The following is a 15,112-nucleotide window of genomic DNA, read 5'->3' as shown; positions in this document are numbered from 1 at the left end:
CGACCCCTGATGCCTCTGCATCGCTTCAACGGAGGGCGGACGGATTTTTGGGGTGAACCAACCAGTGCCTTATTGCGGTCCTGCACCGCTACCATCGGAAGTGTGGGGTGCCTGGAACCTCGACCCATTCGCTGTGGCGGTCGTTGCCGCCCTCACGATACTGCCGGCGCTTTCGCTCCATAGACACCGAATAGTCATTGCGACGGCTGTTTTTGCGATATCCACCCTTCTTCTGATTTCACCGCTCTGCTCTCTTACCACCGCGCTGTTTTCGGTCCGGGTGACCCATCACTTCATCTTGATGACGATACTTGCTCCCCTTCTCACGACGGCCTTTTGTACGAGAGGTCCTGCCTCCAGCCGCCTGCCACCGGAGATGGCGTTTATCTTTCACACTCTGATCTTCTGGTTCTGGCATATTCCGCCGGGCTATGCCTTCGCCCTGAACGGCATGATCCCCTATTGGGTCATGCAGGCAGCGCTTCTTGCCAGCGCCATCTGGCTATGGGCGATCCTGCTGTCTCCGAGAACCAGTGTTTTCACTGCCGTTGCACTGTCTCTTGCCACTGTCGGGCAGATGGGCATGCTTGCAGCCATCCTGGCCCTCTCGCGTGCACCGCTTTTCGCCGCTCACCTGGATACGACCCAACCCTTTGGCCTTGAGCCGCTGCAGGATCAGCAGCTCGCTGGCGTCATTATGTGGACTGTCGGCCTCCTTCCCTATCTCGGCATTGCGTTGATACGCCTTTATCGAACTGTCGCTAGCCCGGATCGCAAGGGCAGCTGGCAATGGTGATGCTGCTGAAATTCATCCACATCGCGGCAATCTCAATCTGGGCGGCGACGCTCATCAGCCTGCCTGCCCTTTACGTGCAGCGCGCCCATGTGGGTAACCGCCCTGCTCTATATGCGCTCCAACGTCTCGTGCGCTTCTGCTACGTCGTCGTCGCATCGCCTGCCGCCTTCGTCTCTATCCTGACCGGCACTGGCCTTATTTTCTTTCAGCAGACCTTCACGCTCTGGTTCACCATCAAGCTTGCGCTGATCGGCGCTATGGTGACACTGCATATCGTCACCGGGCTGGTCATCATCCGCCTCTTCAACGACGGAGAGGTCTATCCGGTCTGGCGCTTCATCGGCGCTACCGTCCTGACTGCCGCGACCGTGCTCGGCATCTTTTTCGTCGTTCTTGCCAAACCGGATTGGAGCCTCGACACGATCCCTATCGAGGCTGGGGGGCTGAAGGAGATTGCGCGCTCGATCAGTCCTTGGACGATACCATGAGCCCGACGCCATGATCGAAAATCAACTTGCCGCCATGCCAGCCAGCCAACCCCGTCAGACCGGCGGCAATCAGCGACAGGATCAGGCCGTGGGGCAGAACCTCGATGCCGGAAAAATAGCGACCTCCCCAATTGGCGCCGCACACCGCAATCAGCGACATGCCAGCCACGGCATGGGCCCAACTGGCAACGCGCGCGCGAATGCCTGGGACGAGAAAGAGTTCAGCCGAGCCGATCAAACCCGCAACGATGGCGCTGAAAAATGCGATACCCGTCGCCCACAGTCCGACCCGCAGCCAGAACGGATCGGCGCCCCACCAGTACATGATGTCAGCGCCGAGCGTCCCGAACACAAGTGCGATGGGGAAATGCACTGTCATCGCATGCAGTGGATGACCAGCAACCGCTACGGTCGAACTGGCGTCCTTTTCCTCCAGCTTGGAGATGACCGGGTTTTTCTTCGGCGGTGTATCCAAAACAAGTCTCCTCTTTCTGCCACAACCAGCCGGACAGGGCAGAGGTTCCGCGCGCTCGCGGCAGGCCTCATGCTACCGCTGACGCTGGCCAGCTGTTCCGGCGATCTTTCAGCGCTCGATCCGGCAGGGCCAGCCTCACATTCTGTGGCGCAGCTCTGGTGGATCATGCTGACCGGATCGGTCCTGCTTTTTGCCCTGGTCCTTGGTCTGTTCTTTCTGAGCCTCTTCTCCCGCAAACTCTCACAGGTTTCAGCCTCACGCTGGATTATCGGTGGCGGGATCGTGATGCCCATTCCCGTTCTCACGGTCCTTCTGGGCGCTGCCTTCCTTCAAGGTGAAGCTCTGTTCGGTGCAAGAGCCGATGCGCCATCCGATGTCATTCGCGTTCAGGCCAGCATGTGGAACTGGGATATCCGCTACGGTCTGGACGATGCCGCGCCGACTAGTCGCAATGTTCTCCACATTCCGGCGGGTCAGACGGTCGAGATTGTCGTTACCAGCACAGACGTGATCCATAGTTTCTGGGTGCCGCGTCTAGCCGGAAAGATCGACGCGATCCCGGGCCATGAAACCCGCATACGTCTGAAGGCCGACAGGGCTGGCACCTTTGGCGGTATTTGCGCCGAATATTGCGGCACCGGCCATAGTGCCATGACCTTCAGCGTGATCGCCCATGAACCGGACGACTATCGGCAGGTGATCCAGACACTTCCAGATGCACAGGGATCGACGTGACGCAAAAGATTTCACCCATTCGCCTGCATCGGGAACTGGAAGCCATCTGGGGCACCGGCAAAGGCTGGCGCCGACTGGCAGCCGTCAATCACAACATCATCGGCGCACGCTTCATGCTGACGGCCCTGGTCTTCTTTGGGATTGGTGGCTTTCTCGGCATGCTGATCCGCACCCAGCTCGCGACGTCCGGGAGCCGCTTTCTCGACGCAGCGGAGTATGCCCAGGTCTTCACCATGCATGGGACGATCATGATGTTCCTATTCGCCATCCCCTTTTTCGAGGGACTGGCGATCTATCTCCTGCCCAAGCTTCTCGGCAGCCGCGACCTCGCCTTTCCGCGTCTTTCGGCTTACGGTTACTGGTGCTACCTCTTTGGCGGCACCATGCTGATCGTTGCCCTCCTGGCCGGCGTGGCACCGAATGGCGGCTGGTTCATGTATACGCCGCTCAGTTCTTCCACCTACAGCCCCGGCATCAATGCCGATGTCTGGCTGCTCGGCATCACCTTTGTCGAGATATCCGCCATGACGGCGGCGATCGAAATCGTCGTGACGATCCTCAAGATGCGTGCGCCCGGCATGTCGCTCGACCGGATGCCGATCTTTGCCTGGTACATGCTGGTGGTTGCGGGCATGATGGTCATCGGCTTTCCGCCGCTGATCCTGGGCTCCATCCTGCTCGAGGCAGAGCGCGCCTTCGGCCTCCCCTTCTTCGATCCGGCCCGAGGCGGCGATCCCCTTCTGTGGCAGCATCTTTTCTGGCTCTTCGGCCACCCCGAAGTCTACATCATCTTTCTGCCGGCAGCCGGCGTCATCTCAACGATCCTGCCGGTGCTCGCCCGCACGACGTTGACGGGATACAAGATCATCATCGCCGGTATCCTGTCGATGGCCTTCCTGTCCTTCGGACTTTGGGTGCATCACATGTATACGACCGGCATCCCGCACGTGGCCCTGTCGTTCTTCTCGGCCGCCAGCGCCCTTGTCGCCGTGCCGACTGCAATCCAGATCTTCGCCTGGATTGCGACGCTCGCCCAAGGGCGGCCATCCTTCACCATCCCTATGCTGCATATCTTCGGGTTCTTCTTCGTCTTCGTCATCGGCGGCCTGACTGGCGTGATGCTGGCGATGGTGCCCTTCGATCAACAGGCACATGATACGCATTTCGTCGTGGCCCATCTCCATTACGTGCTTGTCGGCGGCTTTCTGTTCCCCATGCTGGCGGGAGCCTATTACTGGGTACCACATATTTCCGGCCGCCAGCCCATTCAGCACATGTCGCATGCGGCCTTCTGGATGATCTTTATCGGCTTCAACCTCACCTTCTTCATGATGCACCTGACGGGTCTCCTCGGCATGCCGCGCAGGGTGGATACATACCCGGCGGAGTCGCCTTGGGAGTGGCTGAACCTGATGTCGTCCATCGGCAGCTTCATCATGGCGATGGGCTTCGTGCTGGCTGCGATCGATCTCTTTCTGGTGTTCTTCTTCGGCCGGCCATTCCGGCGTAACCCCTGGAATGCTGGCACACTTGAATGGGCGATGCCAACTCCGCCGCCATCCTACAATTTTGCCGCCCTGCCATCCGTCGACAAACCAGCAGACAGGCTCGACATCGACCGTATCGGCGCCAGACTCGCGGCGGGCGATGGGTATCTCGGCTTCACCCGAAACGGCTGGATGGAGACTTTGGGCGTAAGTGCTGTTCGAGCCCTGCCCAGCCAGATCATTATCCTGCCGCGTCAGACCTATCTTCCCCTGATGACGGCCCTGGCCACCGGTCTGTTCTTCATCGCCCTTCTGACGAAGCTCTACATCGTGGCCCCCGTGGCGCTTCTGGCCGTCATCGTTCTCTTCCTGAGATGGACGCCGAATGAAGCAGCGCAGAAGACCGCTAGCGAGCTTTACGCGGGCAAGGGGTTGGTTCTGCCCCCGCATTTCGAAAGCGGCGACCCACCCTCGCTGATGGCAATGCGATTGACCCTGCTGGTGACGGCCACACTCTTTACCTCGCTTCTCTTCGGTGGCCTCTTCCTCTGGGTGTCAGCGCCCGGCTGGGAGAATCTTCGCCCCTCTTCCGTTTCATCGCTATGGACGCTCGTCGCCTGCACTATTGCGATCACGGCCGCCGTTCTCGGCTCCCTGCCTGCCAAAACTTTGCTGCACGCGCCGTTCTCACGCTTCGTATCCACCGCGTTGTATGGCATTGCGATCGCATTGCTCTTGGTGGATCTCGTCAGGGCATACGGAATGGAATTTCACGCTTCCGATGCGGTGATCTATGCCGTCAACGTATACGGCCTGATTCACATCGGTATTGGCACGCTGTTGTCCGCCTTTTGCATCTGGAGAATCCGAACCGGCTATGTCACCCGAAACAGGCTCGCCGATCTACAGATCGCCGGGCTCTGGAACCGATATGTGGTTGCGACGACCTCGATCGTGGCGCGCCTATCCTTATCTTCTATCCCTTCTGCAAAATGGAGGCAGCTGATGCGATATATGCTCGCCATCGCCCTTCTGCTGCCTTTCACGGGCTGGAGCCTTGGCTTCCTACTTCTCTACGGCGTTCAAGCGACAGGGTGTTCGCTCGGGTGGCAACATATAGCTATTGGCCCTGTTTCCGTGCTGAGAGCGGTTCTGATTTTATTGTTCGCTGTGACAACCATCATCGTAGCGACAGCCATTTTCGTTGCGCTGAGCGCCGAGAACACCTCCTCGTCGATGAGCAGATCAATGCTCACCGTGACGCGCTACACGGCTGGTGCTGCGCTCTTCAGCACGGCATATGTATTCTCAGGCATCTTATGGCTTGAGCTTTGCTGAGGCGCTGCTTCCACATGCGATGAGGGAGCATTTCGACGGTAGAACTTTTTTGCCGCTCAAGCGTTCCCACACCAGTGGCTGCAAAATCTGCGCCACTGCAAACAGCTGTGCCGCGAGAGGATGCAGAATGTCAGAGGACGATGAAAAGCTTGGACTTCAGAACCAGTTAATCTCGTTTCTGCCGGATGACATTCGCCAGGAGCTTCTCAAACGTGCGGTAGCAACCGACCTTCATGCCGGTGACACCATCATCAAGGCAGGGGCGAAGATTGAGAAGGTGTTTTTCATCTGCAACGGGATCGCCTCCGTTCTCGTCAAATCCCGCTCCGGCAAAGTGACGGAATCCGGCATCGTCGGACGTGAAGGTTACGTGCCTTCCGGTGCCCTCGTTGACGCAGAAACGAGCTTCACCGAAGTCATCATGCAAGTGCCGGGACAGGCGATGGTGCTGGACATTACCGCTTTCCAGGCCCTGCGCAATCGTCATCGAATCCTTGAACAGCTGCTGACCTGCGCATCCCATGCGCTCCGGACCCAGATCGAGTGTACTCTGTTGTCCAACACCACGCAGACTGTAAGCCAGCGTCTGGCGCGGTGGATTCTGATCTGCCACAACCGCGTGGACGGCAATCAGCTTCATCTGACGCACGAGTTTCTGTCGCTCATGCTGGCTGTCCGGCGACCGAGCGTCACCGATGCCCTGCATTTTCTCGAAGGTAGAGGCTTCATTCGCTCTGAACGGGCGAAGATCACCATTCGCAATCGCGACGCTCTTGAGGAATATGCAGGCGATATTTATGGCCTGTCCGAAGAAGAGCACGATCGGGTCTTTGCCCGCTTTCGCGCCTCAGCTCTTCTGCGCCCCGCCGCAGTGGATACTCGCTCGGCAGGTTGACAGGGTTACGGGGCCGCCTCCGTTGGGGACGGCCCTCGCCACGTTTCACCGCGAAGCGGTACGGATGATCCGGCAGAGCTTTACGAGATCCGCCTCATAGCCGCCCTTCATGATATCGACGCATCGCTTTGCCAGACGAAGCTGTTCGGTGCGTGACATGTCATTATAGGCGCGGATCATACCATTGGCTGGCAATGACGGGTTGGTGCCAGGGTTGACCGTTCCCGGGTTCGGTCTTCCAGGACCGGTGCCGATGCCGACATCAAGATCGACGTCCAGCGCTCTCGCACCCCCCACCGTGGCCCCTGCCTTGGCGTTCAATCCGCGACTTCCGCCAACAGAGGCGTTGACGTCCGCATTGGCAATGCTCCGGCCGCCCGCAGTCGCACTGGTATTGGCATTCACACCTCTGCTTCCACCCACCGAGGCATTCACGTCTGCACCAAGGCCACCTCCCGAGCGGCCTCCCACGCTTGCTCCGGCATTGATACCGCCGCTTCCGCCAACAGAAGCACCGACGCCCAGGCCGCCACTACCATTGCCACCGACGCTGGCGCTAACTCCCCCCACACTGACGTCCAAGGCATGCGCATTGATCGGAAGCACCAGACAGGCGCTCACCAACAAAACAGTACTCAGTCTTGTCATGATTTTCTCTCCTCAAACACGATACTCACTCCACATCAGCATCAAAGATGCACTCTAAGAGAGTATATTAGAGGATTATATATTTAAAATAGATATATGTGCGTTATGGCTAATATAGGCTCGAAACTGACTTCACAATCCTGTGAAATCGACAATCCGTCTCATTTTGGCACAAGTAATATGACGCACCGCGAAAGCAATGTGGTACCAAGATACTTATCTCTCTAGTATATCCCTCATGAGGCGATTGTATTCGCTCTCTGCCCTGCCATAGGAGCCCCCGGCTTCAAGCTCCAGTCCCTGCCGGTTGATGATGGTAATCTGGCCGCGTGAGGCCCGGATCAGGCCTTTTCCCTCAAGAATATGAAGCGCGACAGTAACGCCAGGACGTCTCACTCCAAGAACAATTGCGAGGAATTCGTGCGTCATCGCGACCGTCGCACCATCAATCCGGTCATGAATCATCAACAACCAGCGCGCGAGACGTTTATCGAGTTTTGATAGACCATTGGCGATGACGGTCGACGCGGTCTGAGCCAACAACGTATGGATGTAGGTCAGGAACACATCGCGTAACGTGTCGCTGGCTCTCATGGCATCGACGACTGCGGCAGAAGGGACGGCGATCCCGTAGCCGCCCACCTGGACAAAGGTGCGGTGTGCTGTTTGCGTGCTGCCAAGTATGATGGCCGATCCCGTTAAGCCCTCACGGCCTATCAGTCCCACCTCGATGCTTTTCCCACTGGACAGATGACCGATAACGGAGGCGAGGCCAGTCTCAAAAAAGATGACCCGTTCGATGGCGACATGGGGCTGCTCTATCACTTCATGGGCATTGAGCTTGACGATCCGCATATTCGGCCGCAGCAGCTCGAAATCGTCCGGACGCAAAGCTTTCAATAGTTTGTTGCGCACAGAGTTCTGTTCAGTATCCATTGAAGTCGTCATTCCCTTCGATCGTCCATTGGACGTTTGAGGGACACTAAACACTTGAAAACTTTGAGCAATGCACTGTCATATACCGTACAGAAATTGACACCCGCCAAAAACGCTATTCATATGATAAATATCTAATTAGTCTATAATGGTGCGATTGAGGGCTTCGGTCATGTGACGAAGTGTGTGTTCGGGCCGATGACAATGGCAACCGCCAGATACCTCATCCGCAACCGACTTCTCAATCCCATGGATGAGTCGAGCTTTGTTCTCTGCGCGGCATCTTCCGGCAGCCCAGCTTTCCTCCCGCACCGACCCATCGCGACTTGTCTCGGGAACCGTCGCACCTGCGTAGCCAACGGGTTGAATATCCTAAATGGGACGCGAGCGGAACGAGCATCCAGACGCATGATCGAAATTCTGGATGTGTGGCCGACAAGTGTAGCGGGCAACGGTCATGTGCTGTGCCAAGGCATGTTCCCCGATTGGAAAAAGCAAACCGGCGGAACCGTCCTCGCGCACCCCGCTTGGGGCAGGGCGAAAGGAGAATGATAGGGCCAAGGACACATCTTTCACCGGCCCCGCCGGTACGACCGACGAGTGGCCATGCTGGTAAGAGCCGACGACTCAAAAGCCGCGTGGCTATATGCCAGCGGCTGATGACCGGGAAAACGATAGGGACGTTGCCGGCGAGAATTTAAAGGGCCCTGAAAAGCAAATTACCAGCGCCGCGCTGAAGACAAGAGACGAACAATGGCGTGAGAAAAGGGATTACGGTCCAAATCAGGGGTGATCCGACCGGACGGCAGCTGCGTAACCACGTGAAAGCTAAGATAGCACCCAATATATCCATTTGCTGCCGGACGGGGAGAATGGCGAAATACTACTTCCATGTGCTGACGTCTGAAGGACGTGTCGTCGATCCCGAAGGGACCGAGCTGGAAGGCATGGACGCCGCACATGTTTCTGCGATTGAAGATGCTCGTGCTTTGATGAGCGAGGCGATTTTGGAAGGAAAGGATATCTCGTCTCGCAAGATCGAGATTTGCGATGAAAATGGAGCTCGACTCCAAGTCGTTGCCTTCCGATCCGCGGTTACAATCGTGGACTGAGAAAAAATATCGATTGCTTCCCTAGTACTTTCCATCGACGACAACTACTAGTCGCGCCGACTATCCAAGATAAATCGTGCCTTTTGGTACGTTTCCGGACGTTTACGGCCTTCTGCCGCCGCCCTATACTTTGAGCATTCTTCTTTCCTCAAGCATGGGCCGGGTTGGTACTGCTCGGAAGATACGATGTCTTTTCAATATGAACATCAGAGCCAAGGCATTTTTTTAAACGACGACATGCACATTGTGCAGTCTGCCTATAGTGGCGTGATTTCCGAGCAGTGGGAATCGCTCGGCCCCGATACCGCTGACGTCGCTCGCTATGTCTTGCGGATGTATGATCGCGGCATCGTAGACGCGGATAAATTGACGCGTTTGACATCTCTGCATTTTCGCCGCCGGCTTCACATTCTCCGTTACGGTTGACGCGACCTGTGGTTTCAAAGTCAGGAACATTGCCCGTCCCCTGCGGTTAGCAGCCGCAACGCAGACCTATCTGGGGCAGTTCGACAATGGCTTCCACCGACACGAATTGCGGCAATTGGCGGCACCTGTGCATAGACATGCAGCGGATGTTCTCGGAGGAGACACCATGGCAGGTGGACTGGATGCCGAAGGTCCTCGGCAATGTGGGCCGGCTGGTTCAGGAATGGCCAGAGCAGACCATCTTCACCCGCTTCGTTCCGCCTGCCAATGCGAAGGTCGCCCCGGGTCAATGGCAGTCCTATTACCGCAAATGGTGGATGATGACCGGCGATCATATGCGCCGTGAACTCACCGAGGTTATTCCGGAGCTCGCCGCTTTCATGCCGCCCGCGGTGGACTTTAGCAAATATACTTATTCTCCATGGACGGATGGAAGACTGCATCACGATCTTCACAAGCGGGGCGTTGACACGGTCGTGATCTCCGGTGGAGAGACCGATGTCTGCGTGCTTGCAGCGGTTCTCGGCGCCATCGATCTCGGCTACCGCGTCTTTCTCATCGAAGACGCCGTCTGCAGCGGGCAGGACGAAACGCATGATGCCTCACTGGCGCTGCTGCGAGGACGTTTCGCAGTCCAGCTGACGCTTGTAAAGACCGGGGAGATGATTGAAAGCCTGAACGAAATTCTGGCCCATCCCTGAGGTGCAGGGTGGGCCATGAAAAACGTGAAGACGTTGGGGGATTGTCAGTAAAGGTCGCGGCGCAGCGCCTCACGGGCGCGACTGACACGGCTCTTGATGGTGCCGATGCGGCAGCCACACATATCGGCAGCGTCGGCATAGCTGGTACCATCCGCAATCAGGAGCAAGGCCTTCTTCTGATCTGAATCCAGATCACCGATCGCGCGCATGACCTGTTGATGTTCCAGGCGCCATTCCTGGCTAGGTGGCGTGGAGATCATCTTCTCCACGCCGGCCGGCAGACCGATGCGCTCTCGCTGAGCGACCTTGTAGCGCGTGCAGAAGGTGTTCCGCATAATGGTGAAAAGCCACGACTTCAAAGCCGTTCCCGGCGTGAACCGATGAACGGCGCGGAGCGCTCTCAAAATCGTTTCCTGAACGAGATCGTCCACCTCTTCCTCCGTGCGAACAAAGCGACGGGCAAAGGCGGAAAGAGCAGGGCTGAGATCGGCAATGCCCATTCTCAATTCGGCAAGCTGTTCTTCTGTGACAACCACTTCGGATGCGGTGCTGACATTTTGCGTGTCCATATTCCCCTCCGTTGATGTAGGTCATAATGCAGGGGGAAGCTCATCGTTGCTGTACGCCAGCGTACGTACGCAGGTTGAATTAGAGAAAACTTAATGAACGGAACAGGAATCTAACGGTGCGAGGCATCGTTTGAGGAGGAAGCCACCAATATGGAGAAGAGCCCTTCTCTTGCTGGGATTGATCGTCCTTGTCATCCCGCCTTTCTCAATATTCAACCCAAACAATGAGCACTTTAAGGGACAGGCCTTTCCACATGCCGTCGACCACAACCAATGATGCAGGGCTGCGCGGCACAATCTATGATTGATTACGCTTCCGCCTTCCCTCCATCGCAGCAAGTGCCGCCCCGGTGAGGATCAGCGGCAGAGCGGTTATGAAAGTGCTGGAGAGCGGTGACTTGAAGATCAGCAAGTCTGCGAGGATCGGCCACAGGATCGCGATATATTCGAAGGGAGCGAGCAAAGATGCTTCTGCATGTCGAAAAGCCACCGTCATGGCGATATGGGCGAAGCCACCGAACAGACCTGCGAGAACGAGAAGCGCGAAACCCATATGATCCGGCATCACCCAGCCGAAGGGCAAGGTGAACAGGCCGCCGATCATTGAGGCGATGACGAAGTAGAAAGCGATCGCGCCTGGATTTTCCGTTCTGCTGAGACTGCGCACCATGATGAGGGCGAAGGAAGTCAGCACCCCCATTAGCAGACCGAGAATGTAGCCCCACATCCGCGTCTCATCCATGACGCCGTGACCGATCTCCGGCCACACCAGCGTCACCACCCCCGCAAGGCCGAGGAGCACGCCACCGACGCGCCATTTGGTCAGCCGCTCCGAAAGGAGCACGACACCAGCGATGCTGGTGAAGGTCGGCGAGAGATAAGTCAGCAGCGTCGCCTCCGCCAAGGGCAGCCGCGCAATGGACGCAAAGGATGCAAACATCGCCGCAGCCCCAAGACTGGAGCGCAGCAGATGCCCGAATGGGCGCCGCGTTGCCAAACCACGCGGAAATTCGTTACGCCACCAGAGAAAGATCACCAGTGGGATCAGCGCAAAGGCCGAGCGAAAGAAGACGATCTGCCCGACGGGAACTTGTCCCGAAGTCGCCTTGATGCAGATTGACATGCCCGCAAAAAGAAACCCCGAAAGGACCCGAAGGCCGATGCCAAGCGTCTGGTTTTCGTTGATGGTTTTCACAAGTGTCCCTGAACCGTAGATGCGTGGTTGCTACCACACATTCAGACGCGATGTTCTATCGAAGAAACTGGATGTGCGGCTTGGCGTGAAAGCGCGACGCCTCGACGACGGCTTCCACCGAAAAGACATCCCGCAAGAGATCCTGCGTCATCACCTCTTCTGGCGTTCCAGATGCCACGATCTTGCCGGTCTGCAGCACGATCAGGTGATCGCAGTACATGGCCGCGTGATTGAGATCATGAAGTGCAATGATGCTGGTGACCGGAAGCTGAGACACCAGACGAAGAAGACTGATCTGGTGGTGGACATCCAGATGATTGGTGGGCTCATCGAGGATGAGCTCCTTCGGCGACTGCGCCAGGGCGCGAGCAAGATGAGCACGCTGCTTCTCACCGCCCGAGAGGCTCTGCCAGGCATCATTGCGTTTGGCTGCCATTTCCGTGCGCTCAAGCGCCTCATTCACCGCTGCGTCGTCTTCCCGCGTCCAACCGGAGAACATCGATTTGTGGGGAAAGCGCCCAAGCTTGACGACGTCGATGACCTTCAGATTGACGTTCGTCGTGGCGTGCTGCTCGATGAAGGCGATGCGCTGCGCCAGAGATTTGCGGCGGATCGTTTTGATGTCCGTGCCGTCCAGCAGCACCCTTCCGGAATGGGGTTTCTTCAGCCCGCTGAGCAGCCGCAGCAGCGATGTTTTGCCGGAGCCGTTTGGCCCGAGAAGTCCAAGCATCTTGCCTGGCTCGACCGTGAAGGAAATGCCATCCACGATCGTCTTGGCACCGACCTTCCACACCAGATTGTCCGCTGTGATACTCATGACGCGCGTTGCAGCCTGTAAAGGATGACGGAGAAGAACGGCACGCCGACCAGCGCCGTCACCACACCGATGGGCAGAACCTGCTGCGGGACGAGCGTGCGCGAAGCGATGTCCGCCAGCACCATGAAGATGGCACCGGTAATGGCGCAGGCAGGCAAGAGCCGTGCGTGCAGCGGCCCGACGACGAACCGTGCCGCATGGGGAACGACGAGACCAACGAAGCCGATCGTTCCCACCATGCTGACGATGGTGGCGGTAATAACTGCCGTCAGCGCGAAGAGGATGATGCGTGTCCGCCCGACATTGACACCAAGAGAAGCGGCCGCTTCATCGCCGAAAGCAAAGGCATCGAGAACGCGGGCATGGAACAGGCAGCAGATCAGACCGAGACCGACGACGATGGAGACGAGACCGACATCCGGCCAGCGTACACCGCCGAAGCTGCCGAGAAGCCAGAACATCACATCGCGCGCCTGCTGCGCGTTACCGGATGTGGTGACCACATAGGATGTGGCGGCATTGAATAGCTGAGCGGCTGCGACACCGGCGAGGATCGTTCTGTCGGCTCCGCCGCGCGCGCCATTGGATAAGATGGCGACCAGGAAGAATGCGGCAAAGGCGCCAACGAAGGCGCCGAGAGAAAGCGACACCGCTCCGGCGCCAATTCCGAGAATGACGACGGCGACAGCACCGGTCGAAGCACCGGCGGAAATGCCGAGAACATAGGGCTCGGCCAGGGGATTGCGCAGCATGGCCTGCATGATGGCGCCGCACATCGCGAGGCCCGCGCCGCAAAAAACGGCCACGAGCGCGCGGCTTAGCCTGTACTCCCAGATGACCGCCTCATGGATGCGACTGATTTCAACCGACGTCCAGCCGAGCTTGTTGGTGATGGCGGCATAGGTGGTCGAAAGCGGGATCGGCAAATCGCCAATCCCGACACTGATGCCGACCACGAGGGCAATCGTCACGAAGCAGGCGAGATAGAGCGCCACGGAGGCAAGCAGCCGCCGCAGCCCGCTTCCTGATCGATCCTTAGCCGCCACCGAACTCACTTGAGGCCGAGGGTCTTCAACTGCTGAGCAATCTGCTCGGCGCCATAGATCGTCTGAACGCTCGGGTTCATCGCCTGCGCCGGCATGATGACGAGCGCCTTGTTCTTGACGGCGTTCATCTGGCTGGTAGCCGGATCGCTATTCAGGAACTTGATCTTGGCGTCTGCCTTGTCGAGTTCCCAGCGGTTGCGGTCAACCTGCGTCACGACGATGACATCAGGATTGGCGGCAATGATGGTTTCCCAACCAATCGCAGGCGATTCCGTCTCGGTCGTGATGGCGTTGGTGCCGCCCAAAAGATCGGCGATATAGCCGGATGGGCTGTTCTTGCCGCCGAGATAGGCGTCAGCCGAAGGCGACGGGCTGGAGAACCAGAAGACATAGGAAAGCTTCTTGCCATCCTTCGGCGCATCAGCACGCAATGCAGCTTCGCGCTTCTTCAGGTCGGCGATGACGGCTTGGCCCTTGTCGGCCACATCGAAAATCTGCGAGAGATCGTCGATCTCCTTGTACAACGTCTCCATGTTCCAGAGCTTGGAGCGGTTGCCGTAACCGGACTTGTCCTTGGACATGTCGTCCAGCGCACACATGCTGGGCGACAGATAGGTGGAGATACCAAGCTTGTCGAAATCTTCGCGCTTCGCCACCTTGCTGGTAGGGCCGACGAGCGTCGGCAAAGCGGCGGTCACGAAGTCCGGGTTTTGTGCCAGAATGGATTCGAAGGTCGGAAACTCGACAGTCAGAACCTTCACTTTGGCATTTGCTTCAGCGACCTGCGGCAGGACCTTGTTCGGCCAGAAGGCAGTGCCGACCATCTTGTCCTGAAGACCGAGCAGCAGCATGATCTCGGCGCTGTTCTGGCCAAGTGCCACGGCACGCTCTGGCGCCTTGTTGAAGGTGACCGTCGCGCCGCAGTTTTCGATCGTCAGAGGATAGCTCGTCGCAGCCGTCGCGGGGGTCGTCGCAAACCCAGCCAGCGCGCAAAATCCAACAGCCGCAAAAAGACGCTTCATCATAACCCAAAATCCCTTTGAACGCGGCTCTCGCCGCAAAATACTTGCGCCTATAATCACCTCTCCTTGCACAAAACAAGACCGTTTGCTTCATATTTTGGTGCCGGCTCACGTCCTGTTGAAAGCAGCATCAGTGCGCACGGGCGCGCCACAACAGCCTATTGACGCCATCGACGAAATGCATACTATATCTGGTGTTCAAGGTTCTTCCGATTCTGTCGGAAGCGAAGATGGGAATACGGTGCGCAAAACCCGATCAGGGTAAAGCAAGGCCGCAGCTGCCCCCGCAACTGTAAGCGGCGAGCATTCTCTCAACAGCCACTGAAACATGACGTTTCGGGAAGGCGAGATGGATGTGTCGACCCGCGAGCCAGGAGACCTGCCTTGAGCGAGAACGTCCACCGGCGGGGTGCCCGGAAGGTCGCG

The 15,112-nt window shown here is 57.8% G+C and carries 16 protein-coding genes and 1 riboswitch; of the genes, 8 read left to right on the top strand and 8 right to left on the bottom strand.

Annotation, left to right across the window (positions count from 1 at the left end; translation table 11 throughout):
• The first annotated feature begins 52 nt into the window (after window positions 1-52).
• Both QE408_RS05530 and QE408_RS05525 read left to right on the top strand, forming a co-directional pair.
• Window positions 53-796, top strand: a complete 744-nt coding sequence (locus tag QE408_RS05530) for a cytochrome c oxidase assembly protein (RefSeq protein ID WP_306929204.1) — start codon at window positions 53-55, stop codon at window positions 794-796.
• Window positions 796-1,284, top strand: coding sequence for a CopD family protein (locus QE408_RS05525; protein WP_306929202.1), 489 nt, complete (start codon window positions 796-798; stop codon window positions 1,282-1,284). Before QE408_RS05530 ends, QE408_RS05525 begins: the two co-directional genes overlap by 1 nt.
• Here QE408_RS05525 and QE408_RS05520 read toward each other — a convergent pair.
• Window positions 1,262-1,759, bottom strand: a complete 498-nt coding sequence (locus tag QE408_RS05520; protein ID WP_306929200.1) for a DUF2231 domain-containing protein — start codon at window positions 1,757-1,759, stop codon at window positions 1,262-1,264. The two genes, QE408_RS05525 and QE408_RS05520, sit on opposite strands and share 23 nt — an antisense overlap.
• Before the next feature lie 69 nt (window positions 1,760-1,828).
• Here QE408_RS05520 and coxB point away from each other — a divergent pair, with 69 nt between their 5' ends.
• The 3 genes from coxB to QE408_RS05505 all read left to right on the top strand — a co-directional run bounded on the left by coxB (window position 1,829) and on the right by QE408_RS05505 (window position 6,214).
• On the top strand, window positions 1,829-2,494 hold the full coding sequence (gene coxB, locus QE408_RS05515; protein WP_306929198.1) for a cytochrome c oxidase subunit II: 666 nt from the start codon (window positions 1,829-1,831) through the stop codon (window positions 2,492-2,494).
• On the top strand, window positions 2,491-5,319 hold the full coding sequence (gene ctaD, locus QE408_RS05510; protein WP_306929196.1) for a cytochrome c oxidase subunit I: 2,829 nt from the start codon (window positions 2,491-2,493) through the stop codon (window positions 5,317-5,319). Before coxB ends, ctaD begins: the two co-directional genes overlap by 4 nt.
• Window positions 5,320-5,446: 127 nt before the next feature.
• On the top strand, window positions 5,447-6,214 hold the full coding sequence (locus QE408_RS05505; protein ID WP_306929194.1) for a Crp/Fnr family transcriptional regulator: 768 nt from the start codon (window positions 5,447-5,449) through the stop codon (window positions 6,212-6,214).
• 45 nt (window positions 6,215-6,259) lie between these two features.
• On the opposite strand, the gene QE408_RS05500 is transcribed toward QE408_RS05505, so the two are convergent.
• Together QE408_RS05500 and QE408_RS05495 are read right to left on the bottom strand one after the other, a co-directional pair.
• Entirely contained in the window at window positions 6,260-6,862 is a 603-nt protein-coding gene (locus tag QE408_RS05500) for a hypothetical protein (RefSeq protein WP_306929191.1), read from the bottom strand.
• A gap of 216 nt (window positions 6,863-7,078) precedes the next feature.
• Window positions 7,079-7,798 (bottom strand): Crp/Fnr family transcriptional regulator, encoded by a 720-nt coding sequence (locus tag QE408_RS05495; RefSeq protein WP_306929189.1) that lies wholly within the window; start codon window positions 7,796-7,798, stop codon window positions 7,079-7,081.
• Window positions 7,799-8,670: 872 nt separating this feature from the next.
• On the opposite strand from QE408_RS05495, the gene QE408_RS05490 reads away from it, so the two are divergent.
• The 3 genes from QE408_RS05490 to QE408_RS05480 all read left to right on the top strand — a co-directional run bounded on the left by QE408_RS05490 (window position 8,671) and on the right by QE408_RS05480 (window position 10,037).
• Window positions 8,671-8,910, top strand: a complete 240-nt coding sequence (locus QE408_RS05490) for a DUF6894 family protein (protein WP_306929188.1) — start codon at window positions 8,671-8,673, stop codon at window positions 8,908-8,910.
• A gap of 237 nt (window positions 8,911-9,147) precedes the next feature.
• The gene (locus tag QE408_RS05485) at window positions 9,148-9,336 is read left to right on the top strand and encodes a hypothetical protein (protein ID WP_306929186.1); all 189 of its coding nucleotides are present in this window, start codon (window positions 9,148-9,150) and stop codon (window positions 9,334-9,336) included.
• A gap of 86 nt (window positions 9,337-9,422) precedes the next feature.
• Window positions 9,423-10,037 carry a cysteine hydrolase family protein gene (locus QE408_RS05480; protein ID WP_306929184.1) on the top strand — a complete coding sequence of 205 codons (615 nt, stop codon included), beginning with the start codon at window positions 9,423-9,425 and terminating at the stop codon, window positions 10,035-10,037.
• 44 nt (window positions 10,038-10,081) lie between these two features.
• Here the strand turns inward: QE408_RS05480 and QE408_RS05475 are convergent, their stop codons facing one another.
• From QE408_RS05475 to QE408_RS05455, 5 genes are all read right to left on the bottom strand, one after another.
• Entirely contained in the window at window positions 10,082-10,606 is a 525-nt protein-coding gene (locus tag QE408_RS05475) for a sigma-70 family RNA polymerase sigma factor (RefSeq protein ID WP_373465490.1), read from the bottom strand.
• A gap of 298 nt (window positions 10,607-10,904) precedes the next feature.
• Complete coding sequence (locus QE408_RS05470) at window positions 10,905-11,801, bottom strand: DMT family transporter (RefSeq protein ID WP_306929183.1); 897 nt, start codon at window positions 11,799-11,801, stop codon at window positions 10,905-10,907.
• A gap of 55 nt (window positions 11,802-11,856) precedes the next feature.
• Window positions 11,857-12,618, bottom strand: a complete 762-nt coding sequence (locus tag QE408_RS05465) for an ABC transporter ATP-binding protein (protein ID WP_306929181.1) — start codon at window positions 12,616-12,618, stop codon at window positions 11,857-11,859.
• Complete coding sequence (locus QE408_RS05460; protein ID WP_306930215.1) at window positions 12,615-13,634, bottom strand: FecCD family ABC transporter permease; 1,020 nt, start codon at window positions 13,632-13,634, stop codon at window positions 12,615-12,617. Before QE408_RS05460 ends, QE408_RS05465 begins: the two co-directional genes overlap by 4 nt.
• A 35-nt stretch (window positions 13,635-13,669) precedes the next feature.
• The gene (locus tag QE408_RS05455) at window positions 13,670-14,689 is read right to left on the bottom strand and encodes an ABC transporter substrate-binding protein (RefSeq protein WP_373465489.1); all 1,020 of its coding nucleotides are present in this window, start codon (window positions 14,687-14,689) and stop codon (window positions 13,670-13,672) included.
• 181 nt (window positions 14,690-14,870) lie between these two features.
• Window positions 14,871-15,087: riboswitch (cobalamin riboswitch) on the top strand.
• The last annotated feature ends 25 nt before the right edge of the window (window positions 15,088-15,112 follow it).

Source organism: Agrobacterium larrymoorei, assembly GCF_030819275.1.
In the GTDB taxonomy this organism is placed as follows: domain Bacteria; phylum Pseudomonadota; class Alphaproteobacteria; order Rhizobiales; family Rhizobiaceae; genus Agrobacterium; species Agrobacterium larrymoorei_B.
Note: the sequence above shows the minus strand (reverse complement) of the source record. Positions and strands in the feature narration are given on the sequence as shown.

What these genes read in the sequence shown, in the direction of transcription:
- QE408_RS05525 (WP_306929202.1), top strand. Translation starts at nt 796, where the DNA reads ATGCTGCTGAAATTCATCCACATCGCGGCAATCTCAATCTGGGCGGCG.
- coxB (WP_306929198.1), top strand. Translation starts at nt 1,829, where the DNA reads ATGCTACCGCTGACGCTGGCCAGCTGTTCCGGCGATCTTTCAGCGCTC.
- QE408_RS05505 (WP_306929194.1), top strand. Translation starts at nt 5,447, where the DNA reads ATGTCAGAGGACGATGAAAAGCTTGGACTTCAGAACCAGTTAATCTCG.
- QE408_RS05500 (WP_306929191.1), bottom strand. Translation starts at nt 6,862, where the DNA reads ATGACAAGACTGAGTACTGTTTTGTTGGTGAGCGCCTGTCTGGTGCTT.
- QE408_RS05495 (WP_306929189.1), bottom strand. Translation starts at nt 7,798, where the DNA reads ATGGATACTGAACAGAACTCTGTGCGCAACAAACTATTGAAAGCTTTG.
- QE408_RS05490 (WP_306929188.1), top strand. Translation starts at nt 8,671, where the DNA reads ATGGCGAAATACTACTTCCATGTGCTGACGTCTGAAGGACGTGTCGTC.
- QE408_RS05485 (WP_306929186.1), top strand. Translation starts at nt 9,148, where the DNA reads ATGCACATTGTGCAGTCTGCCTATAGTGGCGTGATTTCCGAGCAGTGG.
- QE408_RS05480 (WP_306929184.1), top strand. Translation starts at nt 9,423, where the DNA reads ATGGCTTCCACCGACACGAATTGCGGCAATTGGCGGCACCTGTGCATA.
- QE408_RS05475 (WP_373465490.1), bottom strand. Translation starts at nt 10,606, where the DNA reads ATGGACACGCAAAATGTCAGCACCGCATCCGAAGTGGTTGTCACAGAA.
- QE408_RS05465 (WP_306929181.1), bottom strand. Translation starts at nt 12,618, where the DNA reads ATGAGTATCACAGCGGACAATCTGGTGTGGAAGGTCGGTGCCAAGACG.
- QE408_RS05455 (WP_373465489.1), bottom strand. Translation starts at nt 14,689, where the DNA reads ATGATGAAGCGTCTTTTTGCGGCTGTTGGATTTTGCGCGCTGGCTGGG.